At 69.3% G+C, this 20,809-nt stretch carries 12 protein-coding genes; 7 read left to right on the top strand and 5 right to left on the bottom strand.

The genetic code is table 11. From position 1 onward, the window contains the following. Nucleotides 1-260: 260 nt before the first annotated feature. The 3 genes from OG303_RS33130 to OG303_RS33120 form a co-directional block, all read right to left on the bottom strand. The gene (locus OG303_RS33130; protein ID WP_405873031.1) at nt 261-2,621 is read right to left on the bottom strand and encodes a tetratricopeptide repeat protein; all 2,361 of its coding nucleotides are present in this window, start codon (nt 2,619-2,621) and stop codon (nt 261-263) included. 1,210 nt (nt 2,622-3,831) lie between these two features. Beyond that, nucleotides 3,832-6,552, bottom strand: a complete 2,721-nt coding sequence (gene ppdK, locus OG303_RS33125) for a pyruvate, phosphate dikinase (protein WP_405873030.1) — start codon at nt 6,550-6,552, stop codon at nt 3,832-3,834. Nucleotides 6,553-6,983: 431 nt separating this feature from the next. Next, nucleotides 6,984-8,180 (bottom strand): ROK family protein, encoded by a 1,197-nt coding sequence (locus OG303_RS33120; protein WP_405873029.1) that lies wholly within the window; start codon nt 8,178-8,180, stop codon nt 6,984-6,986. 120 nt (nt 8,181-8,300) lie between these two features. Here OG303_RS33120 and OG303_RS33115 point away from each other — a divergent pair, with 120 nt between their 5' ends. The 3 genes from OG303_RS33115 (at nt 8,301) to OG303_RS33105 (ending at nt 13,665) form a co-directional block, all read left to right on the top strand. Continuing rightward, nucleotides 8,301-9,740: an amylo-alpha-1,6-glucosidase gene (locus tag OG303_RS33115; protein ID WP_405873027.1), complete on the top strand. Its 1,440-nt coding sequence runs from the start codon at nt 8,301-8,303 to the stop codon at nt 9,738-9,740. Next, nucleotides 9,737-11,674 carry a glycogen debranching N-terminal domain-containing protein gene (locus tag OG303_RS33110; protein ID WP_405873026.1) on the top strand — a complete coding sequence of 646 codons (1,938 nt, stop codon included), beginning with the start codon at nt 9,737-9,739 and terminating at the stop codon, nt 11,672-11,674. The genes OG303_RS33115 and OG303_RS33110 overlap by 4 nt, the downstream gene beginning before the upstream one ends. Before the next feature lie 428 nt (nt 11,675-12,102). Next, a complete protein-coding gene (locus OG303_RS33105) occupies nt 12,103-13,665 on the top strand; it encodes a CDP-alcohol phosphatidyltransferase (protein WP_405877616.1) in 1,563 nt (520 codons plus the stop codon). A 158-nt stretch (nt 13,666-13,823) separates the two neighbouring features. Here the strand turns inward: OG303_RS33105 and dusB are convergent, their stop codons facing one another. Further along, complete coding sequence (gene dusB, locus OG303_RS33100; RefSeq protein ID WP_405873025.1) at nt 13,824-15,002, bottom strand: tRNA dihydrouridine synthase DusB; 1,179 nt, start codon at nt 15,000-15,002, stop codon at nt 13,824-13,826. A gap of 107 nt (nt 15,003-15,109) precedes the next feature. Here dusB and OG303_RS33095 point away from each other — a divergent pair, with 107 nt between their 5' ends. Then, the gene (locus tag OG303_RS33095) at nt 15,110-16,555 is read left to right on the top strand and encodes an MFS transporter (RefSeq protein WP_405873024.1); all 1,446 of its coding nucleotides are present in this window, start codon (nt 15,110-15,112) and stop codon (nt 16,553-16,555) included. Nucleotides 16,556-16,659: 104 nt separating this feature from the next. Here OG303_RS33095 and OG303_RS33090 read toward each other — a convergent pair whose 3' ends face one another. Continuing rightward, nucleotides 16,660-17,538: a helix-turn-helix transcriptional regulator gene (locus OG303_RS33090; protein ID WP_405873023.1), complete on the bottom strand. Its 879-nt coding sequence runs from the start codon at nt 17,536-17,538 to the stop codon at nt 16,660-16,662. A 101-nt stretch (nt 17,539-17,639) separates the two neighbouring features. Here OG303_RS33090 and OG303_RS33085 point away from each other — a divergent pair, with 101 nt between their 5' ends. The 3 genes from OG303_RS33085 to OG303_RS33075 all read left to right on the top strand — a co-directional run bounded on the left by OG303_RS33085 (nt 17,640) and on the right by OG303_RS33075 (nt 20,635). Beyond that, on the top strand, nt 17,640-19,067 hold the full coding sequence (locus tag OG303_RS33085; RefSeq protein WP_405873022.1) for an MFS transporter: 1,428 nt from the start codon (nt 17,640-17,642) through the stop codon (nt 19,065-19,067). 100 nt (nt 19,068-19,167) lie between these two features. Further along, nucleotides 19,168-19,374: a hypothetical protein gene (locus tag OG303_RS33080; RefSeq protein ID WP_266513961.1), complete on the top strand. Its 207-nt coding sequence runs from the start codon at nt 19,168-19,170 to the stop codon at nt 19,372-19,374. Between the two features lie 112 nt (nt 19,375-19,486). After that, nucleotides 19,487-20,635 (top strand): serine hydrolase domain-containing protein, encoded by a 1,149-nt coding sequence (locus OG303_RS33075; protein WP_405873020.1) that lies wholly within the window; start codon nt 19,487-19,489, stop codon nt 20,633-20,635. Nucleotides 20,636-20,809: the final 174 nt, after the last annotated feature.

The following is a 20,809-nucleotide window of genomic DNA, read 5'->3' as shown; positions in this document are numbered from 1 at the left end:
CACGCCTTCGTTATTGCTGTTGCCAAGAACAATAGGTGTGGAGGCGCCAGTCAGTAGCACCGGGATCAGACGGGCGCGCCGCAGCGAGACTTCCCCCAGGTGGCCCCCAGAGGCACCTTGAGCAATCAAATGGGCTGCTCAGGAGGGTCGAAGCCAGCCCGCTGTAAATCTGCCCACTGTCCCGAGGGCGGCACTCGGACCGTTCTTTCCGGCCCGTTAGATGTGTGACGTCCTCAGATGCTGCTTCGGAGCAATATGGATTATGTTGGCCGGCGCCAATCCCAGGTGCGTGACTGCTCATTCATCCATCGTCGCAATGCCTCACACAGGTTTTGGACGTCCATCGGTGCCTGGGCGCGCTGGGCTGCAGAGAGGTCTGCCTTCGCCCTGATGGTGTACGGATGATTGAAGCCCAGGGCACGCTCGTAACCAGCAGCTATATTTTCCAACAAGGCTATAGCCACGTCAGTGCGGCCTGCTTGCCAGTAACCCGTGGCGAGGTTAGTGCGAGCGTTGAGTGTATGGGGATGGTCGGGGCCCAAGATGCGCTCGCGGTCGGCCACGACCTGTTGGGTGAGGTCGATGGCGTCGTCAATGCGACCAGCCTGCCCGTAGGAGGCGGCGAGGTTGGCTCGTGCGGTGAGAGTGTCGGGATGGTCAGGGCCCTGGACGCGTTCGTGGTCGGCCACGACCTGCTCCGCGATGTTGATGGCGTCGTCAATGCGACCAGCCTGCCCGTAGGAGGCGGCGAGGTTGGCTCGTGCGGTGAGCGTGTCGGGATGGTCAGGGCCCTGGACGCGTTCGTGGTCGGCCACGACCTGCTCCGCGATGTTGATGGCGTCGTCAATGCGACCAGCCTGCCCGTAGCTGGCGGCGAGGGTGTTGCGGGCCCTGATCGTGTCAGGATGGTCAGGGCCTAGGACGCGTTCGCTTTCCGTAGCAACCTGCTCCGCGGTGTTGATGGCTTCGCCAGTCCGCCCTGTCTCCAAGTAGTAGGCAGCGAGGTTTGCGCGTGAATTGAGCGTGTCGGGATGGTCAGAGCCCAGGACGCGTTCGCGGTCGGCCACAACCTGACGGATGAGACTGATGGCATGGTCAATCCGACCCGCCTGCCCGTAGCTGGCGGCGAGATTGTTGAGGGCGCTGAGGGTATCGGGATGGTCGGGGCCTAGGGTGCGCTTTGCATCCACTACAAGGGTTTCGCCGTAGGAGATCCCAATGGAAGGGAGATGGGCGTCAAGCAATGCGTAGCCAGCTTGCTGAATCACGGAATGGCGGCCAGTGGACCAAAGGACTTCGTGTGCGACGCTGGCCAGGCTGTCAGTGTTGGCCCGGAGAACCGCGCTGAGGTCTGGCTGAGTACGGTGAGCCGTGGGCCATATCTCCAACAGAGCATCCGCGGCGGCGATCTTGGCTCTATCGAGCGCGGGTGTAGGTGCGGCTTCACGGGCGGCACGAGCGGTAAGTGCATGGATGCGAACGGCACGTGGTTCAAGGTGCGCGTCGTCTGCGACCAGTCCATAGCGGTGGAGCAGACGTAAGACACTTCGGGCAGTCTGTGAGCTGTCGTGGGACGCGTCTTCTCTACGTTCATGTGGGGCGAGTTGGCTTGCCAGAAACGTTGCGATAGCGCGGGTGGTCCAGAGGACGTGAGGTTGGCCTGCCGGGTGCAAACACGCGGCAAGGCGCAGGGCGGGCAGCGCGAGGCCAACCGGTTCGCAATGCTGAGCAGCATCGAGGTTGATTAGCAGGCTTGTTGCGACCTCACGCCCGTATCTCTCGGTGTCGGCCCAGCGTGGCAGCAGTTGACCGAGCTGGAGGCGTCTGCGGTTGAAAAGGGCGAGATATTCAGTGCAGGACGTGTCTTCTTGGACCATGTACGCTGCGGCGTGCGAAAGCGCCAAGGGCAGCAGCCCCAATGTCTCGCACACAGCATCTACCGCCGCATCCAAAAGATGATTTTTGTGAATGCGCTTAAAGGAGTCGTTGAGGTAGGATTGCGCTTCCGGCAGGTTGAATTCGCTGATCTCAATGAGGGTTCGACCGCCGCCGTACAAGAGGGCATCTTGGCGGCGGGTCGTGGCCAGTACCTGACCTCGGCCTCTGTGAGCGGATGGTGGCCACCATTGGGTGATTCGCTCGGGATCTATGTCATCAAGGATGATTAGCCAGGACCGGGGTGTGGTTTCCAACCACTCAATGAAGCGTTCGGCGTCGAACTGTGCATTGAGACCAGAGGCGCCAGGAACTTGAAGTTCCAGGGCGACCCGAGCATAGAGAGTAATCACCTGGTCGGTTTCCGCGGCGTTGGCCCAGATTATTAGGTCAACCCCGTTTTTTTGGGCCTCTTTGGCGTAAGCGGCGGCCAATTGGGTCTTACCGACGCCGCCGCCCCCTAGCAGGACTTGGGGCAACACGACAGTGGCACTATTGACACGAGCCTGTCCGATCTTCTCCCGCAGTGCGGCCCGGGGCTGGAACGCCGAGGCCAACTCTGGAATCGAGCCGAAAACTCGCGGCCAGCGTAGCGGTATAGGCGCACGGTTGTCGTAGTAGCTCCCGCTGACGGCAACGGAAAATGGGGCATTGGCGGTTGCGGGACCAGTATTGCCGATCTGCACTGGCTGAGGCGGTAGTGGTCCGTGGTAGCCGCTGTGCGCAGTAGCCCCGCTACGGGCGTCGGCGGAACCGGTCGCGCTCACGGTCACGTCGTGAGCTTCAGACGGTAGCCGCTTAGCTGCCCGGGCTTTCCATGGTCGCCATTTCATGGCGCGCTTACCTCTGCGCTTGCTCGGTTGTTCAGGGGGTGTAGTCGATCCCGGTTCCGGCCTTGGAGCCTGGCCCTTTGGCTGTGGCCTTCCCTGAGCGCTTCACACGGGCCCAACCGCGCCCCCGGCCACCAGGCCGTCGAATCCCGGTGTGTGCTGTGCCGCTGTCACTTGCTTCCGACTTCCCGCTGTCGCTGACCTCATCGCGCGGCCCGCTGACGGGCGTAGGCTGCCGCACAGCCCACACCAACGCGCCCACGCCTGCCGCAGCTTGGACTGAGGCACCGACGAACTGGCCGCCATCCGGGCCGTTTAGTAGCCAAACGAGCGGTGTGGAGATAATGCCCACCACAGCGAGCACCACCACTGTGATCTTCCAGCCCCGTGTCATGTCGCACCCCCGACTCGCAACGAGCTCAGCAGTCCCTCTGAACGAAGGGCGCCGCTAGCATCCGGCTGGGCTGTCTGAGAATGCCCGGCACGTACTTACGCTACCGGGCGTATGGGGCCGAAGGCTCCAAGTGTTCAGAAGCGGGAGGAACTGGCTGAGTGAAGTCCGCTCGGGAGCGCGCGGCTCGCCCCCGGCGTCGAGCCGGAACTAGGTAACTCCGAAGGGATCTGGTCATGCCTATCTGACCAGCCGTCATCAGCCCCGGGCTGGCGACTGCTTACTGTGGACTGTGGGGCACGCATGGGACAGATGCTGCGCCTCGGACGAAATCTGCAGTCAGGACCGGAGGCGCGGCGCAGTCTGTAAATCTGCCGATCCGTATGATCGGGGCCGTCTGGGGGCCAGCGCGTAACGGGACCCAACCGCACCTCTGGAGGGCACAACGAGGGCACAACGGCCTCGCTCGGGTTCAACGGCAACCAACGCCAGCAAACGCCGTTTCCCCTGGTCAGCGACTTAGCTTGACAGTCCCGGCAGATAATGCGGAGAAGGGCGGCACCCCCGCACAGGATGCCGCCCTCTTTCGTGATCCGGAGCCGCCGCCCATCGGTGTTGAGGGTCGGGGACGGGCGGCGGCTCCGGGGTTCAGTGGCCGTATGGCCCAGCAGGGGCCTACCGGTGGTCGCTGCCCGTCGACTCGGTGGCCGCGCGGCCTGCCTCCAGGCGGGCCACGGGGATCCGGAACGGGGAGCAGGAGACGTAGTCGAGACCCACCTCGTGGAAGAAGTGGACCGACTCCGGGTCACCGCCGTGCTCGCCGCAGACGCCGAGCTTCAGGTCGGGGCGGGTCTCGCGGCCGGCCTTCACCGCGGACTTCACCAGCGCGCCGACGCCGTCCCTGTCGATCGTCTCGAACGGCGAGACCCCGAAGATGCCCTTCTCCAGGTACGCCGTGAAGAACGAGGCCTCCACGTCGTCGCGGCTGAAGCCCCACACCGTCTGGGTGAGGTCGTTCGTGCCGAAGGAGAAGAACTCCGCCGCCTCCGCGATCTGGCCGGCCGTGAGGGCCGCGCGCGGGAGCTCGATCATCGTGCCGATGGAGAGCTTCAGCTGCGTACCCGTCGCCGCCTCGACCTCCGCGATGACCTGGTCGGCCTCCTCGCGGACGATCTCCAGCTCCTGGACCGTGCCGACGAGCGGGATCATGATCTCCGCCCGCGGATCGCCCTTGGCGTTCTTGCGTTCCGCCGCCGCTTCCGCGATCGCCCGTACCTGCATGGTGAACAGACCCGGGATGACAAGGCCCAGACGCACACCGCGCAGGCCCAGCATCGGGTTCTGCTCGTGCAGCCGGTGCACCGCCTGCAGCAGGCGCAGCTCGTTCTCGTGCGGGTCCTTGCGGGACTCTGCGAGAGCGACACGCACCGACAGCTCGGTGATGTCGGGCAGGAACTCGTGCAGCGGCGGGTCCAGCAGACGGACGGTGACGGGCAGGCCGTCCATCGCCGAGAACAGGTCGACGAAGTCCTGCTTCTGCAGCGGGAGCAGCTGCTTGAGGGACTCCTCGCGCTCCTCGTCCGTGTCGGCCAGGATCAGGCGCTCCACCAGCTCACGCCGGTCGCCGAGGAACATGTGCTCGGTACGGCACAGACCGATGCCCTGCGCCCCGAAGCGACGGGCCCGCAGCGCGTCCTCGGCGTTGTCCGCGTTGGCCCGCACCCGCAGCCGGCGCTTGCGGTCGGCGAACGCCATGATCCGGTGCACGGCCTCGACGAGTTCGTCGGCGTCGTTGGCACCGGCGTGCATCCGGCCCTCGAAGTACTCCACGACCGGGGAGGGGACGACGGGCACCTCGCCGAGGTACACCTTGCCGCTCGACCCGTCGATGGAGATGACGTCGCCCTCCTCGACCACATGGCCGCCGGGCACCGTCATCCGCCGGCGCTTGGTGTCGACCTCGAGCTCCTCGGCACCGCACACACAGGTCTTGCCCATACCGCGCGCGACCACGGCCGCGTGGGAGGTCTTGCCGCCGCGCGACGTCAGGATGCCCTCGGCCGCGATCATGCCGTCGAGGTCGTCGGGGTTGGTCTCACGGCGGACCAGGATGACCTTCTCGCCGGAACGCGACCACTTCACCGCGGTGTACGAGTCGAAGACCGCCTTGCCGACCGCCGCACCGGGCGACGCCGCGATGCCCCGGCCGACCTTCTCGACCTTCGCGTCCTCGTCGAAGCGCGGGAACATCAGCTGCGCGAGCTGGGCGCCGTTGACCCGCTGGAGAGCCTCGGTCTCGTCGATCAGCCCCTGGTCGACGAGCTGGGTCGCGATCCGGAAGGCCGCACCCGCCGTGCGCTTGCCCACGCGCGTCTGCAGCATCCACAGCTGACCGCGCTCGATGGTGAACTCGATGTCGCAGAGATCCTTGTAGTGGTTCTCCAGGGTCCCCATGATCTGCATCAGCTGGTCGTACGACTTCTTGTCGATCTGCTCCAGCTCCGCGAGCGGGACCGTGTTGCGGATACCCGCCACCACGTCCTCGCCCTGCGCGTTCTGCAGGTAGTCGCCGTAGACGCCCTGGTGGCCGGAGGCCGGGTCGCGTGTGAAGGCGACGCCCGTGCCGGAGTCGGGGCCCAGGTTGCCGAACACCATCGAGCAGACGTTGACGGCCGTGCCGAGGTCGCCCGGGATGCGCTCCTGGCGGCGGTACAGCTTGGCGCGGTCGGTGTTCCAGGAGTCGAAGACCGCGTGGATGGCGAGGTCCATCTGCTCGCGCGGGTCCTGCGGGAAGTCCCGGCCGGCCTCGGTCTTGACGATCTTCTTGAACTTGGTGACCAGCTTCTTGAGGTCGGCCGCCTCCAGCTCGGTGTCGACGGTGACCTTCTTGACCGCCTTCGCCGCCTCGAGCGCGTCCTCGAAGAGGTCGCCCTCGACGCCGAGGACGGTCTTGCCGAACATCTGGATGAGGCGGCGGTACGAGTCCCAGGCGAACCGCTCGTCGCCCGCCTGGTCGGCGAGGCCCTTCACGGACCTGTCGGAGAGGCCGATGTTCAGGACGGTGTCCATCATGCCCGGCATGGAGAACTTCGCCCCGGAACGAACGGAGACGAGCAGAGGGTTGTCGGCCTGGCCGAGCTTCTTGCCCATCTTCTCTTCGAGAGCCACGAGGTGCGCACTCACCTCGTCACGCAGTGCCGCCGGCTCGTCGCCACTGTCGAGGTAGACCTTGCAGGCCTCAGTGGTGATCGTGAAGCCGGGAGGGACCGGAAGACCGAGGTTGGTCATCTCGGCGAGGTTCGCGCCCTTGCCGCCGAGGAGGTCCTTGAGGTCCTTGTTTCCCTCGGTGAAGTCGTAAACGAACTTCGCTACGTGGGGTTCTTTGTTTTCCGACACGGGTCTCGACTCCTCGAGGACGCGGTGGCTGCCCTGACGGCCAGGAACATACCCAGATCAAAGGCGTCTGGGTACGTCCACTCGCGCGTCATGCGCCCGTAACCAGTCGTCCGCCAGCGGATCGAAAGTCAAAGCTTGGCAAGCGGTGACGCGCCGATGTTTTCACTTCTTGAACGCACCCATGCCCGCAGGTGCGGTTTTTCGCTCATGTGAGCGGCCCTGAGCGCGTTTGATTTCGATCGATGAACGATCAAGGGGTGGCACCCAGTGCCACCCCTTGGAGAAGTGCAGCCGCTCAAGATCCGCTCATCTGAGCGCAACCCTTATCAAGGGTGGCAAGAATCACGCTGTCATGGACGGCCCGATTTCACCATGCGGACGGGTATCCGGACCGAAATGCGAACGTCACAGCCCGGAGCGATCAACCACCCTCACACGCCCATGGCGAGCAGGCGCTCCTCCACCCGCTCCGGTGCGTACAGGTACTCCACGACCAGCGCACCGGCCCCCACCAGCCCGGCCCGCTCCCCGAGCCGTGAGGTGACGACCTCCAGGTGGGCCGTGGAGCGGGGCAGCGCCCGCTGGTACAGCAACTCCCGCACGCCCGTGAGGAAGGCGGTTCCGGCCAAATCCCCCGCGATCATCAGGACCCCGGGGTTGAGCAGCGTGACGACGGTCGCCAGTACGTCCCCGACCTGCCGCCCGGCCTCCCGCGCGAGCCCGACCGCCTCCGGATGCCCGGCCGCCAGCAGGTCCCGCACATCTGAGCCCGAGGTCGCCGGCACCCCGGCCTCCGCGAGCCGCCGCGCCACGGCGCCACCGCTCGCGACGGCGGCCAGACAGCCGTAGGAGCCACACCGGCACAGCGCCTCCGCGCCCACCCGGATGTGCCCGAGGTCGCCGGCGCCGCCGTCGATGCCGCGGTAGATGGAGCCGTCGACCACGACGCCCGCGCCGATCCCCGTCGACACCTTGACCAGCACGAACGCCGAGCAGTCGCCGTATCCGGTGCACTGTTCGCCGTACGCCATGAGGTTCGCGTCGTTGTCCACGAGCACCGGCACCGGCCCGGCGCCCGTGTGCTCGGTGAAGGCTCTGGCCAGGCGGCCTCGTATGTCGTAGCCGTCCCAGCCCGGCATGATCGGCGGCTGCACGACCCGGCCGCTGTCGCGGTCGACGGGGCCCGGCACCGCGAGCCCGATGCCGCAGACCGTCTCCGCCCGCTGTCCGGCCTTCTCCAGCAACTCGGCGAACCAGCGGCCGAGTTCGCCGAGTACGGCGTCCGGGCCGCCCTCGAGGACCAGCGTGCCGCCGTGTTCCGCGAGGAGCTCGCCGGTCAGCGTGAGGACGGCGGCGCGGGCGTGGCGGGTGTCGAGGTCGGCGGCGAGGACGACGGCGTGCTCGTCGTCGAACTCGAGGGTGATGGAGGGACGGCCGCCGAGGGGCGAGTCGACGGGACCGCCGGCGCCCTCGCGCAGCCAGCCCGCGCGGAAGAGCCGGTCGAGGCGCTGGCCGACAGTGGCGCGGGAGAGCCCGGTGGCCTGCTGGAGTGCGCCGCGCGTGGTGGCCCGCCCGCTTCGCACCAGTTCGAGCAGATCGCCGGCGCGAGCCTGGCCGCGTCCAGTCATGCGCACCCCCTTGTGTTTCCCAAGACTGCATTACATATTGAGTTTTGCGTGTTAAATAGACGTAACCCTACGGTAGCCAAGACCGAACCGGTCGGACGGACGTCTCTCGGGGAGCCCCGCGTGGATCGCACTGCCCAACTCGCCAGTCGTGCTGCGAAGCACCCTGTTGTATACGATCCACCCCCCGTGCCGGGTTCGCTGCATCTCAGGGCCGCACGCGTCCTGGAGGACAACTGGACCGGGGCCTCCACCGTCCCCTCGCGCAGCCTGTATCCGCACCAGTGGTCCTGGGACTCCACGTTCATCGCGATCGGCCTGCGGCACCTGTCGCCGTTACGGGCGCAGACGGAGCTGGAGACGCTGCTGTCCGCCCAGTGGGAGGACGGGCGCATCCCGCACATCGTCTTCAACCCCTCCGTACCGCTCGACGCGTACTTCCCGAGCCCCGACTTCTGGCGCTCCTCGACCGCGGGGCGCGCTGCGGGCGCCCCGCGCACCGTACAGACCTCCGGCATCGTGCAGCCACCGGTGCACGCGCTGGCGGTCTGGCTGGTGCACCGCGCCGATCCGGGGCTGTCACGCGCGCGCGGCTTCCTGGCCCGGGCGTATCCCCGGCTGGCCGCCTGGCACCGCTATCTGCTGCACCGGCGGGACCTGGGCGGGGGCGGGCTCGCGTCCGTCGTGCACCCCTGGGAGCAGGGGATGGACAACAGCCCTTGCTGGGACGCCCCGTTGAGCCGGATCACGCCCGCTCCGGCCCGCTCCTTCCGCCGCGCCGACCTCGACCACGGGGCCGCCGAGGACCGGCCGACGGATCTGGACTACGGGCGGTACGTGCGGCTGGCGACCGACTACCGGGATCGCGGATACGACGACGGGGCGTCCGGGTTCGCCGTCGAGGACCCGTCCTTCAACGCCCTGCTCATCGCCTCCGAGCACGCACTCGCCCGGATCGCGCACGAGCTGGGGGCGTCGGGCACGGCCCGCCGCGCGCGTGCGGAGCGGCTGACGGGCGCGATGCTCGACAGGCTCTGGGACCCGGCGGAGGGGATGTTCTTCTGCCGGGACGTGCACAGCGGCGAGCTGATCCCGGAGCGGAGCGTGTCGGGCCTCATCCCCCTCCTGCTGCCCACGCTCCCGCGCGAGACCGCCGCGGCGCTCGTCCGCACGGTCTGCGGACCGCACTTCGGCCTCGGCACCACGACCCGCCTCGCCCCGTCGTACGACCTTCTCGGCGAGGCCTTCGACCCGCACCGCTACTGGCGGGGGCCGGCCTGGTTCAACACCAACTGGCTGCTGGAGCGCGGGCTGCGCACACACGGCGAGGAGGCGCGCGCCGACGCGCTGCGGGAGGACGTCCTGGACATCGCCGGCACCTCCGGGTTCGCGGAGTACGTGGACCCGTTCACCGGCGAGGCGTGCGGCGCGACCGGGTTCGGCTGGACCGCCGCGCTCGCGCTGGATCTGCTCCACATGCGCCCCGGACACGGCGTGTCCCCCACGGGCGTCGGCACGTTCGAGATGAGTGACAGGGCTTTCAGGGGAGGCGACCGGGCATGACGGACCGGCATCATCTGCTCGTGCACGGCGGGACGTTCGCGGCCGTGGGCGACGGTGGGGACATCAGCGGGGTGCGGGGATCCAGCTCCCCGGACGGGTTGTTCGTGCGCGACGCGCGGCATCTGAGCCGTTGGCAACTGACGGTCGACGGCGCGGTGCCGGAGTCGCTCACGCCGGTCGCGGACGGGGACACGGCGCGCTGTGTCCTCGTCCCGCGCGGCGGACGCCAGGAGCCGCCCGCGTACACGATCTTCCGCGAACAGGCCGTCGGCGACAGCGCGTTCGTCGAGTCCCTGCGGGTGACCAGCAACCGTCCGGTGCCGACCACGGTCCGCCTCGCGGTCACCGCGGACGCCGACTTCACCGACCAGTTCGAACTGCGCTCCGACCACCGCACCTACACCAAGATCGGCGCCACCCGCTCCCGCCAGGTCCTCGACGACGGCGTCGAGTTCAGCTACCAGCGCGGTGAGTGGCGTTCCAGTACGACGGTGACGGCCGAGCCCGCTCCGGACGGCGTCGAGGAGACGGGCACGGGCGCCCGTCGCCTCGTATGGACCCTGGAGCTGCCGCCGCACGGTACGGCGGAGCTGGCCCTGCGGGTCGCGGCCCGCCCGCACGGGGCGACGAGCCAGCCGCGGGTCCCGGCCTCTCCGAGCGCCGCCAACGATCAACTCCGCGCACTGGAGGGCGAGTTCGTGGAGGGCGTGTCCTTCCCGACGGGCTGGCCCGAGCTGGCGGCGGCCTGTGCGCGGGGGCTCGCCGACCTCGCCTCGCTCCAGGTCACCGCGACCGGCCCCGACGGCGAGGAACTGCGCGTCCCGGCCGCCGGAGCGCCCTGGTTCCTGACCCTGCTGGGCCGCGACGCACTGCTCACCTCGCTGTTCGCCCTCCCCTACCGCCCGCAGCTCGCCGCCGCCACGCTGCCCGCCCTCGCCGCCGCACAGGCGACCGAGATCGGCGCGGACTCGGTGTCGCAGCCCGGCAAGATCGTGCACGAGGTGCGGCACGGGGAGCTGGCGCACTTCGGGCAGGTTCCGTTCGGGCGGTACTACGGCTCGGTCGACGCCACGCCGCTGTTCCTCGTCCTGCTGGGCGCGTACGTCGAGCAGACCCGCGACGCGGCCCTCGCCCGCCGGCTGGAGCCCAACGCCCGTGCGGCGGTCGGCTGGATGCTGGACCACGGCGGCCTCACCTCGCGCGGCTATCTGGTCTACCGCGCCGACCAGGGCGGCCTCGCCAACCAGAACTGGAAGGACTCCCCCGGCGCGATCTGCTCCGCCGACGGGACGCGGCCGAGCGGCGCGGTGATGGCGGCGGGGGCGCAGGGGTACGCGTACGACGCGTTGCGCCGCACGGCGTGGATCGCGCGCACCGTGTGGGAGGACGAGACGTACGCGGCGCTGCTGGAACAGGCGGCCGCTGATCTGCGGGACCGTTTCCAGCGGGACTTCTGGATGCGGGAGCGTTCGTTCCCCGCGCTGGCGCTCGACGGTGATGGCAACCAGGTGGACGCGCTGGCCTCCGACGCCGGGCATCTGCTGTGGTCGGGGCTGCTGGACAAGGAGTACGGGGAGGTCGTGGGCCGGCGGCTGCTGGAGCCGGACTTCTTCTCCGGATGGGGCGTACGGACGCTGGCCGCGGACCAGGCGGCGTACCACCCTCTCTCGTACCACCGGGGTTCGGTGTGGCCGCACGACAACGCGCTGATCACGTTGGGGCTGGCGCGGTACGGGCTGCACGACGAGGCTCGTACGGTCGCCCATGCCCTGGTCGACGCGGCGACGACAGCCGGGCATCGGCTGCCGGAGGTCATCGCGGGCTATGGGCGGGACACCCATGCCGAGCCGGTGCCGTATCCGCACGCGTGTGTGCGGGAGTCCCGGTCCGCGGCGGCGCCTCTTGCTCTGCTGACGGCGGTTGGCGGCGCGTAAAAGCTCGGTGGGGATGGTTGTGTGGCGGTCACACATCGGCACACAGCCCCGGGCCCCCAAAAGCGCTATTGGCGACGTTGACCGGGCGTTTGCCCGGTGTTTGCCCTGTTCTCTGAACCAGCGCGTGAAGCAGGACGTACGGAATGTCGGCGGGTCCAAGCCTCCCCAGCGTGGCCCGCCGCCTTGCCACGGGCCTCGCACGGAAGGACCTTCGGGTGCCTGTCTTCACGCGCCTTCGTCAACAGCCGGACACCGCCGACACCATCGCAGAGGGCACGTCACCCGAGGGCGAGCCGGAGAGCACGGCCGAGCGGGCCGGGCTGCGCGGCCGCCTCGCCGCCTGGCGCGACCGGCACCCCACCGCCGTACGCAACACCCGCTGGACGATCACGGTCCTCGCGGCGGTCCTCGTCCTCGGCGCACTCGTCATGCCGAACCGGATCGGCGCGCTCCAGACCGACCGGTTCACGCGCATACCGGTGGAGGCCATCATCGGGGCCGCCGTCGCGCTCGCGCTGCCGCGTCGGCCGCGGCTGGTGGTGGCCGTGCTGTCCGGAGTCGCCCTCGGCGCGATGACGATCCTGAACGTCCTGGACATGGGCTTCTGGCAGTACCTCGGGCGGGCCTTCAACCTCGTCCTCGACTGGGAACTGCTGCCCGACGCGCAGTCGTACGTCGAGGACTCGATGGGCAGGGCGGTGGCGATCGGCGCGAGCGTCGGTGCCGTCGTCCTGGTCGTCCTCGTGCTCACCCTCATGGCGCTCGCGATGGTCCGGCTCAGCAATCTGCTGGCCCGGAACAAACAGGTGGCGACCAGGGCGACGCTGGTCGCCACGACGGTCTGGGTGCTGTGCTCCGCGCTGAGCCTGCAGATCGCGGGCGTGCCGATCGCCTCCGACCGGACGGCCGGGGCGGTGGCGATCCAGGCGCGCCGGGTGCACGACACGCTGCGGGACGAGGCGGCGTTCCAGAAGATCGCCAAGGTGGACAAGTTCGGCAACACACCACCCAGCCAGCTGCTGCCGGACCTGCGCGGCAAGGACATGATCTTCACGTTCATCGAGAGCTACGGCCGCAGCGCGATCGAGGACCCGGTCGAGGCGCCCGGCGTCGACAAGACGCTCGACGTGCGCACCAAGGCCCTCGCGAAGGCGGGCTTCCACGCGAAGAGCGGCTGGCTGACGTCGGCGACCTACGGCGGCAGCAGCTGGCTCGGGCACTCGACCACCATGTCCGGCCTGTGGATCAGCAACCAGCAGCGCTACCGCACGCTCATGGCGAGCGACCACCTCAGCCTCACCGAGGCGTTCAAGAAGACGGGCGACTGGGACACGGTCGGCATCATGCCGGGTGTGCAGAAGAGCTGGCCGGAGTCGAAGTTCTACGGCCTGGACACGTACCGCAACGCCTTCCAAATGGGCTACAAGGGACCGAAGTTCAGCTGGTCGACGATGCCGGACCAGTACGCGCTGGAGCAGTTCCAGAAGCTGGAGCACAGCAAGAAGCGCGCCAAGCCGCTGATGTCACTCGTCATCCTGACCTCCAGCCACCAGCCGTGGGCCCCGATACCGAAGATGGTCCCCTGGAAGCAGCTCGGTGACGGCTCGATCTTCAAGGGCATCCAGAAGGCCGGCAAGAAGCCCTCGGACATCATCACCAGCTCGCCCAAGTCCCAGGCGGAGTACGGCAAGTCGGTCCAGTACTCGGTGACGGCCCTCACCCAGTGGCTGGAGCGCTACGGCAACGACAACACCGTCCTGGTCTTCCTCGGCGACCATCAGCCCATCGCCCGCGTCAGCGGCAACCACGCCAGCCGCGACGTCCCGATCTCGATCGTCGCCAAGGACCCCAAGGTCCTCGACAAGATCGCCGACTGGAACTGGACGGACGGCCTGCGCCCCGCCCACAACGCCCCGGTCTGGAAGATGAGCGCGTTCCGCGACAAGTTCCTGACGGCATACGGCTCGACACCGCACCCGAAGAAGGGCTGACAGAGACACTCACACCGAGGGGGCGCCTCCTCAGCCGCACGACGGCCCGCAGCCGCGTACGGCGGGAAGGGGACTGGGCCGCGGCCCCGACCCCACTACACCGAACGCGCTGCACATGCCCCCACCGACCTCGCACAGGCCGCCGCAGGCATCACACCTCAGCCCCCGGAGGTGTCCAGCTCAGCGTCCTCGTCGATCCCCGCGCAGTCGTACGGGTCCTTCAGCCAACCGTCCGGCAGGACCACCCGGTTGTTGCCGGACGTACGGCCGCGGGGCCCGTCGGCGCCGGTGGGCCAGGGCTGGGCGAGGTCCAACTCGTCCAGCCCGGCGCGGAGTTCCTCCAAGGACGACGTGATGGCGAGCCGCTTGCGCATCTCGCTGCCGACGGCGAAGCCCTTCAGGTACCAGGCGACGTGCTTGCGGAAGTCGATGACCCCGCGCGACTCGTCGCCGATCCACTCGCCGAGGAGGGTGGCGTGCCGGACCATGATGTCGGCGACCTCGCGGAGGGAAGGCCGCGCACCCCATCCATCAGTGCCTCCGGCACGGGCCTCCGTGCGACCCTCGAAGGCGGCCACCAGGTCCGCGAACAGCCACGGTCGGCCGAGGCACCCACGCCCGACGACCACCCCGTCGCAGCCCGTCTCCCGCACCATCCGCAGCGCGTCCTCGGCCGACCAGATGTCGCCGTTGCCGAGCACCGGGATCTCCGGGACGTGCTCCTTGAGGCGGGCGATGGCCTCCCAGTCGGCCGTGCCGCCGTAGTGCTGGGCGGCGGTGCGGCCGTGCAGGGCGATGGCCGTCACGCCCTCCTCGACGGCGATACGGCCGGCGTCGAGGTAGGTGATGTGGTCGTCGTCGATGCCCTTGCGCATCTTCATGGTGACGGGCAGGTCACCCGCGCCGCTGACCGCCTCCCGGAGGATCGCGCGCAGTAGAGGGCGCTTGTACGGGAGGGCCGAGCCGCCGCCCTTGCGCGTCACCTTCGGCACCGGGCAGCCGAAGTTCAGGTCGATGTGGTCGGCGAGGCCCTCCTCCGCGATCATGCGGACGGCCTTGCCCACGGTCGCCGGGTCGACGCCGTACAGCTGGATCGAGCGCGGCTTCTCCGTCGCGTCGAAGTGGATCAGCTGCATGGTCTTCTCGTTGCGCTCGACCAGCGCCCGGGTGGTGATCATCTCGCTGACGAACAGACCCTTGCCCCCACTGAACTCCCTGCACAGGGTACGGAAGGGCGCGTTGGTGATCCCGGCCATCGGGGCCAGGACGACAGGCGGCTGGACGACGTGCGGGCCGATCCGCAGCGTCGGGTTCGCGGTGGAGGTGAGCGTGGACATTGCTCCATTGTCCAGTACGCCACCGGGTACCCCGGCCCACCGGCCGCACAGATCGTGTAGCGGTAATTAGTTAGACGCACTATCGAAGTGCGCGTACGATGGAGCGCATGCCCGAGCTCAGTCATCGCCGACGTCAGCTCGTCCTCGCGATCTGCTGCATGAGCCTGCTGATCGTGAGCCTCGACGTCACCGCCCTGAATGTCGCCCTGCCGTCGATGCAGCGCGAGCTGCACGCGAGTACGGCCGGTCTGCAGTGGACCATCGACGCGTACACCCTGGTGCTGGCCTCGCTGCTGATGCTGGCCGGTTCCACGGCCGACCGGATCGGCCGCAAGCGCGTCTTCATCGCGGGCCTGATCGTCTTCACGACAGGCTCGCTGCTGTGTTCCCTCGCCCCGAACCTCGACGCACTCATCGCCTTCCGCATGATCCAGGCGGTCGGCGGTTCGATGCTCAACCCGGTCGCCATGTCGATCATCACCAACACCTTCACGGACCCGCGCGAGCGCGCCCGCGCGATCGGCGTCTGGGGAGGCGTCGTCGGCATCTCCATGGCCGCGGGACCGCTGGCCGGCGGGCTGTTGGTGGAGTCGGTCGGCTGGCGCTCGATCTTCTGGGTCAACCTGCCGATCGGCCTCGCCGCCCTCCTGCTGACCCTGCGCTACGTCCCCGACTCCCGCGCCCCCAAGGCCCGCCGCCCCGACCCGGTCGGCCAGTTCCTGGTCATCGCCCTGTTCGGCTCCCTGACGTACGCGATCATCGAGGCCCCGACCTCGGACACGGCCACCGTGCTGCCCTTCGCCGCCATCGCGCTGGCCGCGCTGGCGGGCCTGCTCTTCTACGAACCTCGTCGCGCCGAACCCCTGATCGACCTGCGGTTCTTCCGCTCGGCGCCGTTCAGCGGGGCCACGGTGATAGCCATCAGCTCGTTCGCGGCCCTCGGCGGATTCCTGTTCCTGTCGACGCTGTATCTGCAGAACGTGCGCGGGTACGACGCCCTGCACGCCGGTCTGTGGATGCTGCCGATGGCCTTGCCGATGTTGCTGTGCGCGCCGCTGTCCGGGCGTCTGGTGGGAAGTCGCGGACCGCGGCTGTCCCTGATCGTCGCCGGCACGGCGATCACGGCGAGTGCGCTGCTCTTCGCGGCCTTCGAGGCGGAGACGTCGAACGTCACGCTGTTCCTCGGCTACATGCTGTTCGGCATCGGGTTCGGCTTCGTGAACGCGCCGATCACCAACACGGCGGTGTCCGGGATGCCGCGGGCGCAGGCGGGGGTCGCGGCCGCCGTCGCGTCCACGAGCCGGCAGCTGGGCCAGACGCTCGGCGTCGCGGTCGTGGGGGCGGTGCTGGCGTCGGGCGTGAGCGCGTCCGCGTACAAGAACACGTTCGTGTCCGCTTCCGTGCCCGGCTGGTGGATTCTCGTCGGGTGCGGGCTCGCGGTGCTCGTCCTCGGCGCGTTGACGAGTGGGCAGTGGGCCAGGCGGACCGCTGAGCGGACGGCTGACCAGTTGGAGGCGGTGGAAGTGCGCGAGGCCGCGGGAGTCGTCGCGTAGTCGGGTGGCGCCGTGGTGGGCGCCGGCCGCGCCCACCACGCCCGTGAACCCAAGCCCTTGGACGAACCCAAGTCCCTGAACCCAAGCCCCTGGAGGGGGGCGACTCACCTCTCCAGCGCGAGCGCGTGCAGCTTCTCCAGCCGCTCCCGGGACTCCTCGTCCGCAGGGACGTACGTCACCATGCGCGAGCCCGCCTCGGGGCTCAGCCACAGTTCGGACTGGTCGACGACGACCCGGCCGACCAGGCGGTTGAGGAACTCCTTGCGCCTGCTGTGCGCGACGATCACCTCGTGCCGCTCCCAGGCCTCGCAGAACTCCGGATACTCGCGCAGCCGCTTCAGCAGCATCTTCCAGGCGGGCTCGCCGAGATGACCGGCCATGGAGGCACGCAGCCGGGCGGCCATCAGCCGCCGGGTCTCCTCCAGGTGAACGATCGAGGAACGCCAGTCCTCGTTCGTGTAGGACAGCAGGATGCAGTTGCGGTCCGCGGGCGGCACCGCTTCCAGGTCGCCCAGCAGCAGCCCGAGGGTGCGGTTGTGGGCGAGGATGTCGTACCTGCTGTTCTGGATGCTCGCGGGGTACGGCTCCAGCTGTTCCAGCATGGCCTGCAGCGCGGGCGTGATCGACGGGCAGCTCGTGGCCGGCGTCGGATCCACCGCACCGGCCAGCTGGAAGAGGTGGACGCGCTCGCCCGGGTCGAGGAACAGGGTCCGGGCCAGGGCGTCCAGGACCTGGACGGAGACCTGGATGTCCCGGGCCTGTTCGAGCCAGGTGTACCAGGTGACGCCGACCGCGGAGAGCTGGGCGACCTCCTCGCGCCGCAGCCCGGGCGTACGGCGGCGCCGCCCGCGCGGCAGCCCCACCTGCTCGGGGGTGACGCGTTCGCGCCGACTGCGCAGGAAGGCCGCCAGTTCGTGCCGCCGCACCGCCGCACCCGCGCCGCGCGACCGCTCGGTCACCGTCTCCTGGGCCATCGTCGTCATGCCTCCAGCCTGCCGCCTCGCGGAGCCTGTTGCCAGGTAGTGCTTCTACCAGGATAAGGACACTCTGGTACCACTCTGGGGACGGGCGCACGCTCGAGGGCGTGACCGAAACAATCGCTACACGCACCGTCCGATCGCCGGCCGCGACACCCTCGCTCGGCGGCCTCGGGCTCTTCACCGTGCTGCTGGCAGCGGCACTTCCTCTGATCGACTTCTTCATCGTCAACGTCGCCCTGCCGACCATCGGCAAGGACCTGCACGCGAGCGAGTCCGTCCTCGAACTCGTCGTCGCCGGATACGGTCTCGCCTACGCCGTCCTGCTCGTCCTCGGCGGGCGGCTCGGCGACCTGTTCGGACGGCGCCGTTTCTTCCTGGGCGGCATGGCGGCCTTCGGCCTGACCTCGCTGGCGTGCGGGCTCGCCCCCAGCGCCTGGACGCTGGTCGCGGCGCGGGTCGCGCAGGGTGCCGCGGCGGCCGCGATGCTCCCGCAGATCCTGGCCACCATCCAGTCGGCCACGGCGGGGCAGCGGCGGGCGAAGGCCATGGGTCTGTACGGCGCCACGGCCGGCCTCTCCATGGTGGCGGGGCAGATCCTCGGCGGGGTCCTCGTGGCCGCCGACATCTGGGGCACCGGCTGGCGCTCGGTGTTCCTGGTGAACGTCCCGGTGGTCGTCGTGGGCCTGGTCCTGGCGGCCCGCGCCGTGCCCGAGACCCGCTCCCAGCACCCGGAGCCGGTGGACGGCCCCGGCACCGTCCTGCTCGCCGCGTCCCTGCTCGCGCTGCTGGCCCCGCTCACCGAGGGCCGCTCGGCGGGCTGGCCGCTGTGGACGTGGCTGTCGCTGGCGGCGTTCCCGTTCGTGACGGCGGCGTTCTACGCGGTGGAGCGCAGGGCCGACCGGCAGGGCCGTACGCCGCTGGTGCCGCCGAGCCTGTTCGCGCTCACGTCGCTCAGGCGTGGCCTGGTGATGATCGTCCCCTTCTCCGTCGGCTTCAGCGGGTTCATGTTCGTGATCGCGGTGGCGCTGCAGCGGGGCGCGGGTCTCGGGCCGGTCCAGGCGGGGCTGGCGCTCGCGCCCATGGCCGTCGTCTTCTTCCTCGTCTCGCTCGCCGGTCCGCGGCTGGTCGCCCGTTACGGCACCCGGGTCGTGACCGCCGGTGCGATCCTCCAGGGGCTCGGCATCGGCCTGATGGTGCTGGCGGCGTGGCGGTCCTGGCCGGACCTCGGCCTGGTCGAACTGCTCCCCGGAGCGGTGTTCGCCGGCGGTGGCCAGGCGCTCCAACTCCCCATCATCTACCGGGTCGTTCTCTCCGAGGTGGAGCCCGTCCGGGCGGGCGTCGGCAGCGGTGTGATGATGACCACCCAGCAGTCGGCCCTCGCCCTCGGGGTGGCCGCCCTCGGCACGCTGTTCCTCTCCCTGGTGCCGGGCATGGGCATGCGGGAAGCCCTGGTCATCACGCTGCTGACCCAGCTGGGCTGCATCGCCCTGACCGGGCTGCTGAGCCTGCGGCTGCCGCGAACCATCGGCTGAATGCGGTGTGAGGGATCGGCCACGGCTTGTCAACTCGCCGTGGAGAATCCCCCGTTGATGTTGGTCTTGCTGCACACTCCTTAGCCGGAGGCGAGACATCATGCTGGAGATCAACACGAGCAAGGTGAGCCGCTGGGACCAGCACGGACGCGAGCACGTCGTCCGGGTGCAGCGCGCGGGCGTGCAGCGCACGATCAGATGTGACACGTGCGGCTGGCGCAAGGGCGCGCAGTTCCTGCCCTGGCTGAAGGCGGAGGAGCATCTGGCCGAGGCGCACCAGGCGACCGTGGATCCGTCGGAGGCCTGACTTTCGCGCGCCGTGCGCGATGACTTTCCGCTGCCGTGGGAGTCGTACAACAGGACGACCGCCCAGACCGATCGTCCCTGCGACGCGACCGCCCGGACCGGAAGGCCGACCGATGACCGCTCTGCACGACATCCTGCACCAGCACGTCGACCGGGGAACCATCCCGGGCGCCGTCGCCCTCGTGGCCCGTGGCGACGACGTGGAGGTGGTGACCGTCGGCTCGCTGGACACCGAGGGCACCGCACCGATGGCCCGTGACTCGATCTTCCGGATCGCCTCGATCACCAAGCCGATCACGGCGGCCGCCGTGCTGATGCTGGTCGAGGAGGGGCGGTTCGGGCTGGACTCGCCGGTCGAGGAGTGGCTGCCGGAGCTGGCGAAGCCCTCCGTGGTGCGGACGCCGTCCGGTCCCGTGGACGACGTGGTGCCGCTGTCCCGCCCGATCACGGTCGAGGACCTGCTCAGCTCCCGCACCGGCTGGGGCTTCCCCTCCGACTTCTCGCTCCCCGCGGTGCAGTCGCTGTTCGCGGTGCAGAAGGACGGCCGCGCCTTGCAGGACTGGCCGGACCCGGACACCTGGCTCGGCCTGCTCGCGCAGGTGCCGATGCTGCACCAGCCCGGCGAGGCCTGGCTCTACGGCACCTCGTCCGACCTGCAGGGCATCCTGGTCGCCCGGGCGTCGGGCCGTACGTTGCCCGACTTCCTGGCGGAGCGGATCTTCGAGCCGCTGAGCATGAGGGACACGGCGTTCGAGGTCCCGGCGTCGAAACGGCACCGCTTCACCTCGTCCTACGCCCCGACCCCGGACGGCGCCCTGGAACTGACGGACGCCCCGGACGGCGAGTGGAGCCGCGTCCCGCGCTTCCACTCGGGCGGCGGCGGCCTCGCCGCCACGGCCGACGACTGGCTCGCCTTCGCCCGCATGCTGCTGAACGCCGGCACCGCCCCGGACGGCCACCGCCTCCTCACCCCCACGTCGGTCAGCCGCATGACCACCAACCACCTCACGGCCCAGCAGCGCGACAGCGCGACCCTCTTCCTGGAGGGCCAGGGCTGGGGCTACGGCGGCCAGGTCGACGTCACCCCGGCCGACCCCTGGAACGTCCCCGGCCGCTACGGCTGGGTCGGCGGCACCGGCACGACGGCCCACGTCGTCCCGCCCACGGGAACGGTCTCGATCCTGCTGACCCAGACGGCGATGGTGAGCCCGACGCCGACGAAGGTGATGCGGGACTTCTGGGGCTGCGTGGCCGGCAACTAGCGCCGTGGCACCAGGGCCCTTCTGATGGATCTCCGTGGAAGTAGGAGCGGCGTTCGGTGCGTGCGATCGGCGTGCGGCGTGGAGGGTCATGTGGCGGAGCCACCTGGCCCTTCGCGCCGTGCGGCTGGGGGTCCCCCCACGCCCTTGAGGCCAATGCCGTTGCTTCAGTGGTCG

The sequence above is a fragment of the Streptomyces sp. NBC_00005 genome, assembly GCF_045160215.1.
Classification (GTDB): Bacteria; Actinomycetota; Actinomycetes; order Streptomycetales; family Streptomycetaceae; genus Streptomyces.
Note: the sequence above shows the minus strand (reverse complement) of the source record. Positions and strands in the feature narration are given on the sequence as shown.

What these genes read in the sequence shown, in the direction of transcription:
- OG303_RS33120 (WP_405873029.1), bottom strand. Translation starts at nt 8,180, where the DNA reads ATGACTGGACGCGGCCAGGCTCGCGCCGGCGATCTGCTCGAACTGGTG.
- OG303_RS33110 (WP_405873026.1), top strand. Translation starts at nt 9,737, where the DNA reads ATGACGGACCGGCATCATCTGCTCGTGCACGGCGGGACGTTCGCGGCC.
- OG303_RS33105 (WP_405877616.1), top strand. Translation starts at nt 12,103, where the DNA reads ATGCCGAACCGGATCGGCGCGCTCCAGACCGACCGGTTCACGCGCATA.
- dusB (WP_405873025.1), bottom strand. Translation starts at nt 15,002, where the DNA reads ATGTCCACGCTCACCTCCACCGCGAACCCGACGCTGCGGATCGGCCCG.
- OG303_RS33095 (WP_405873024.1), top strand. Translation starts at nt 15,110, where the DNA reads ATGCCCGAGCTCAGTCATCGCCGACGTCAGCTCGTCCTCGCGATCTGC.
- OG303_RS33090 (WP_405873023.1), bottom strand. Translation starts at nt 17,538, where the DNA reads ATGACGACGATGGCCCAGGAGACGGTGACCGAGCGGTCGCGCGGCGCG.
- OG303_RS33080 (WP_266513961.1), top strand. Translation starts at nt 19,168, where the DNA reads ATGCTGGAGATCAACACGAGCAAGGTGAGCCGCTGGGACCAGCACGGA.
- OG303_RS33075 (WP_405873020.1), top strand. Translation starts at nt 19,487, where the DNA reads ATGACCGCTCTGCACGACATCCTGCACCAGCACGTCGACCGGGGAACC.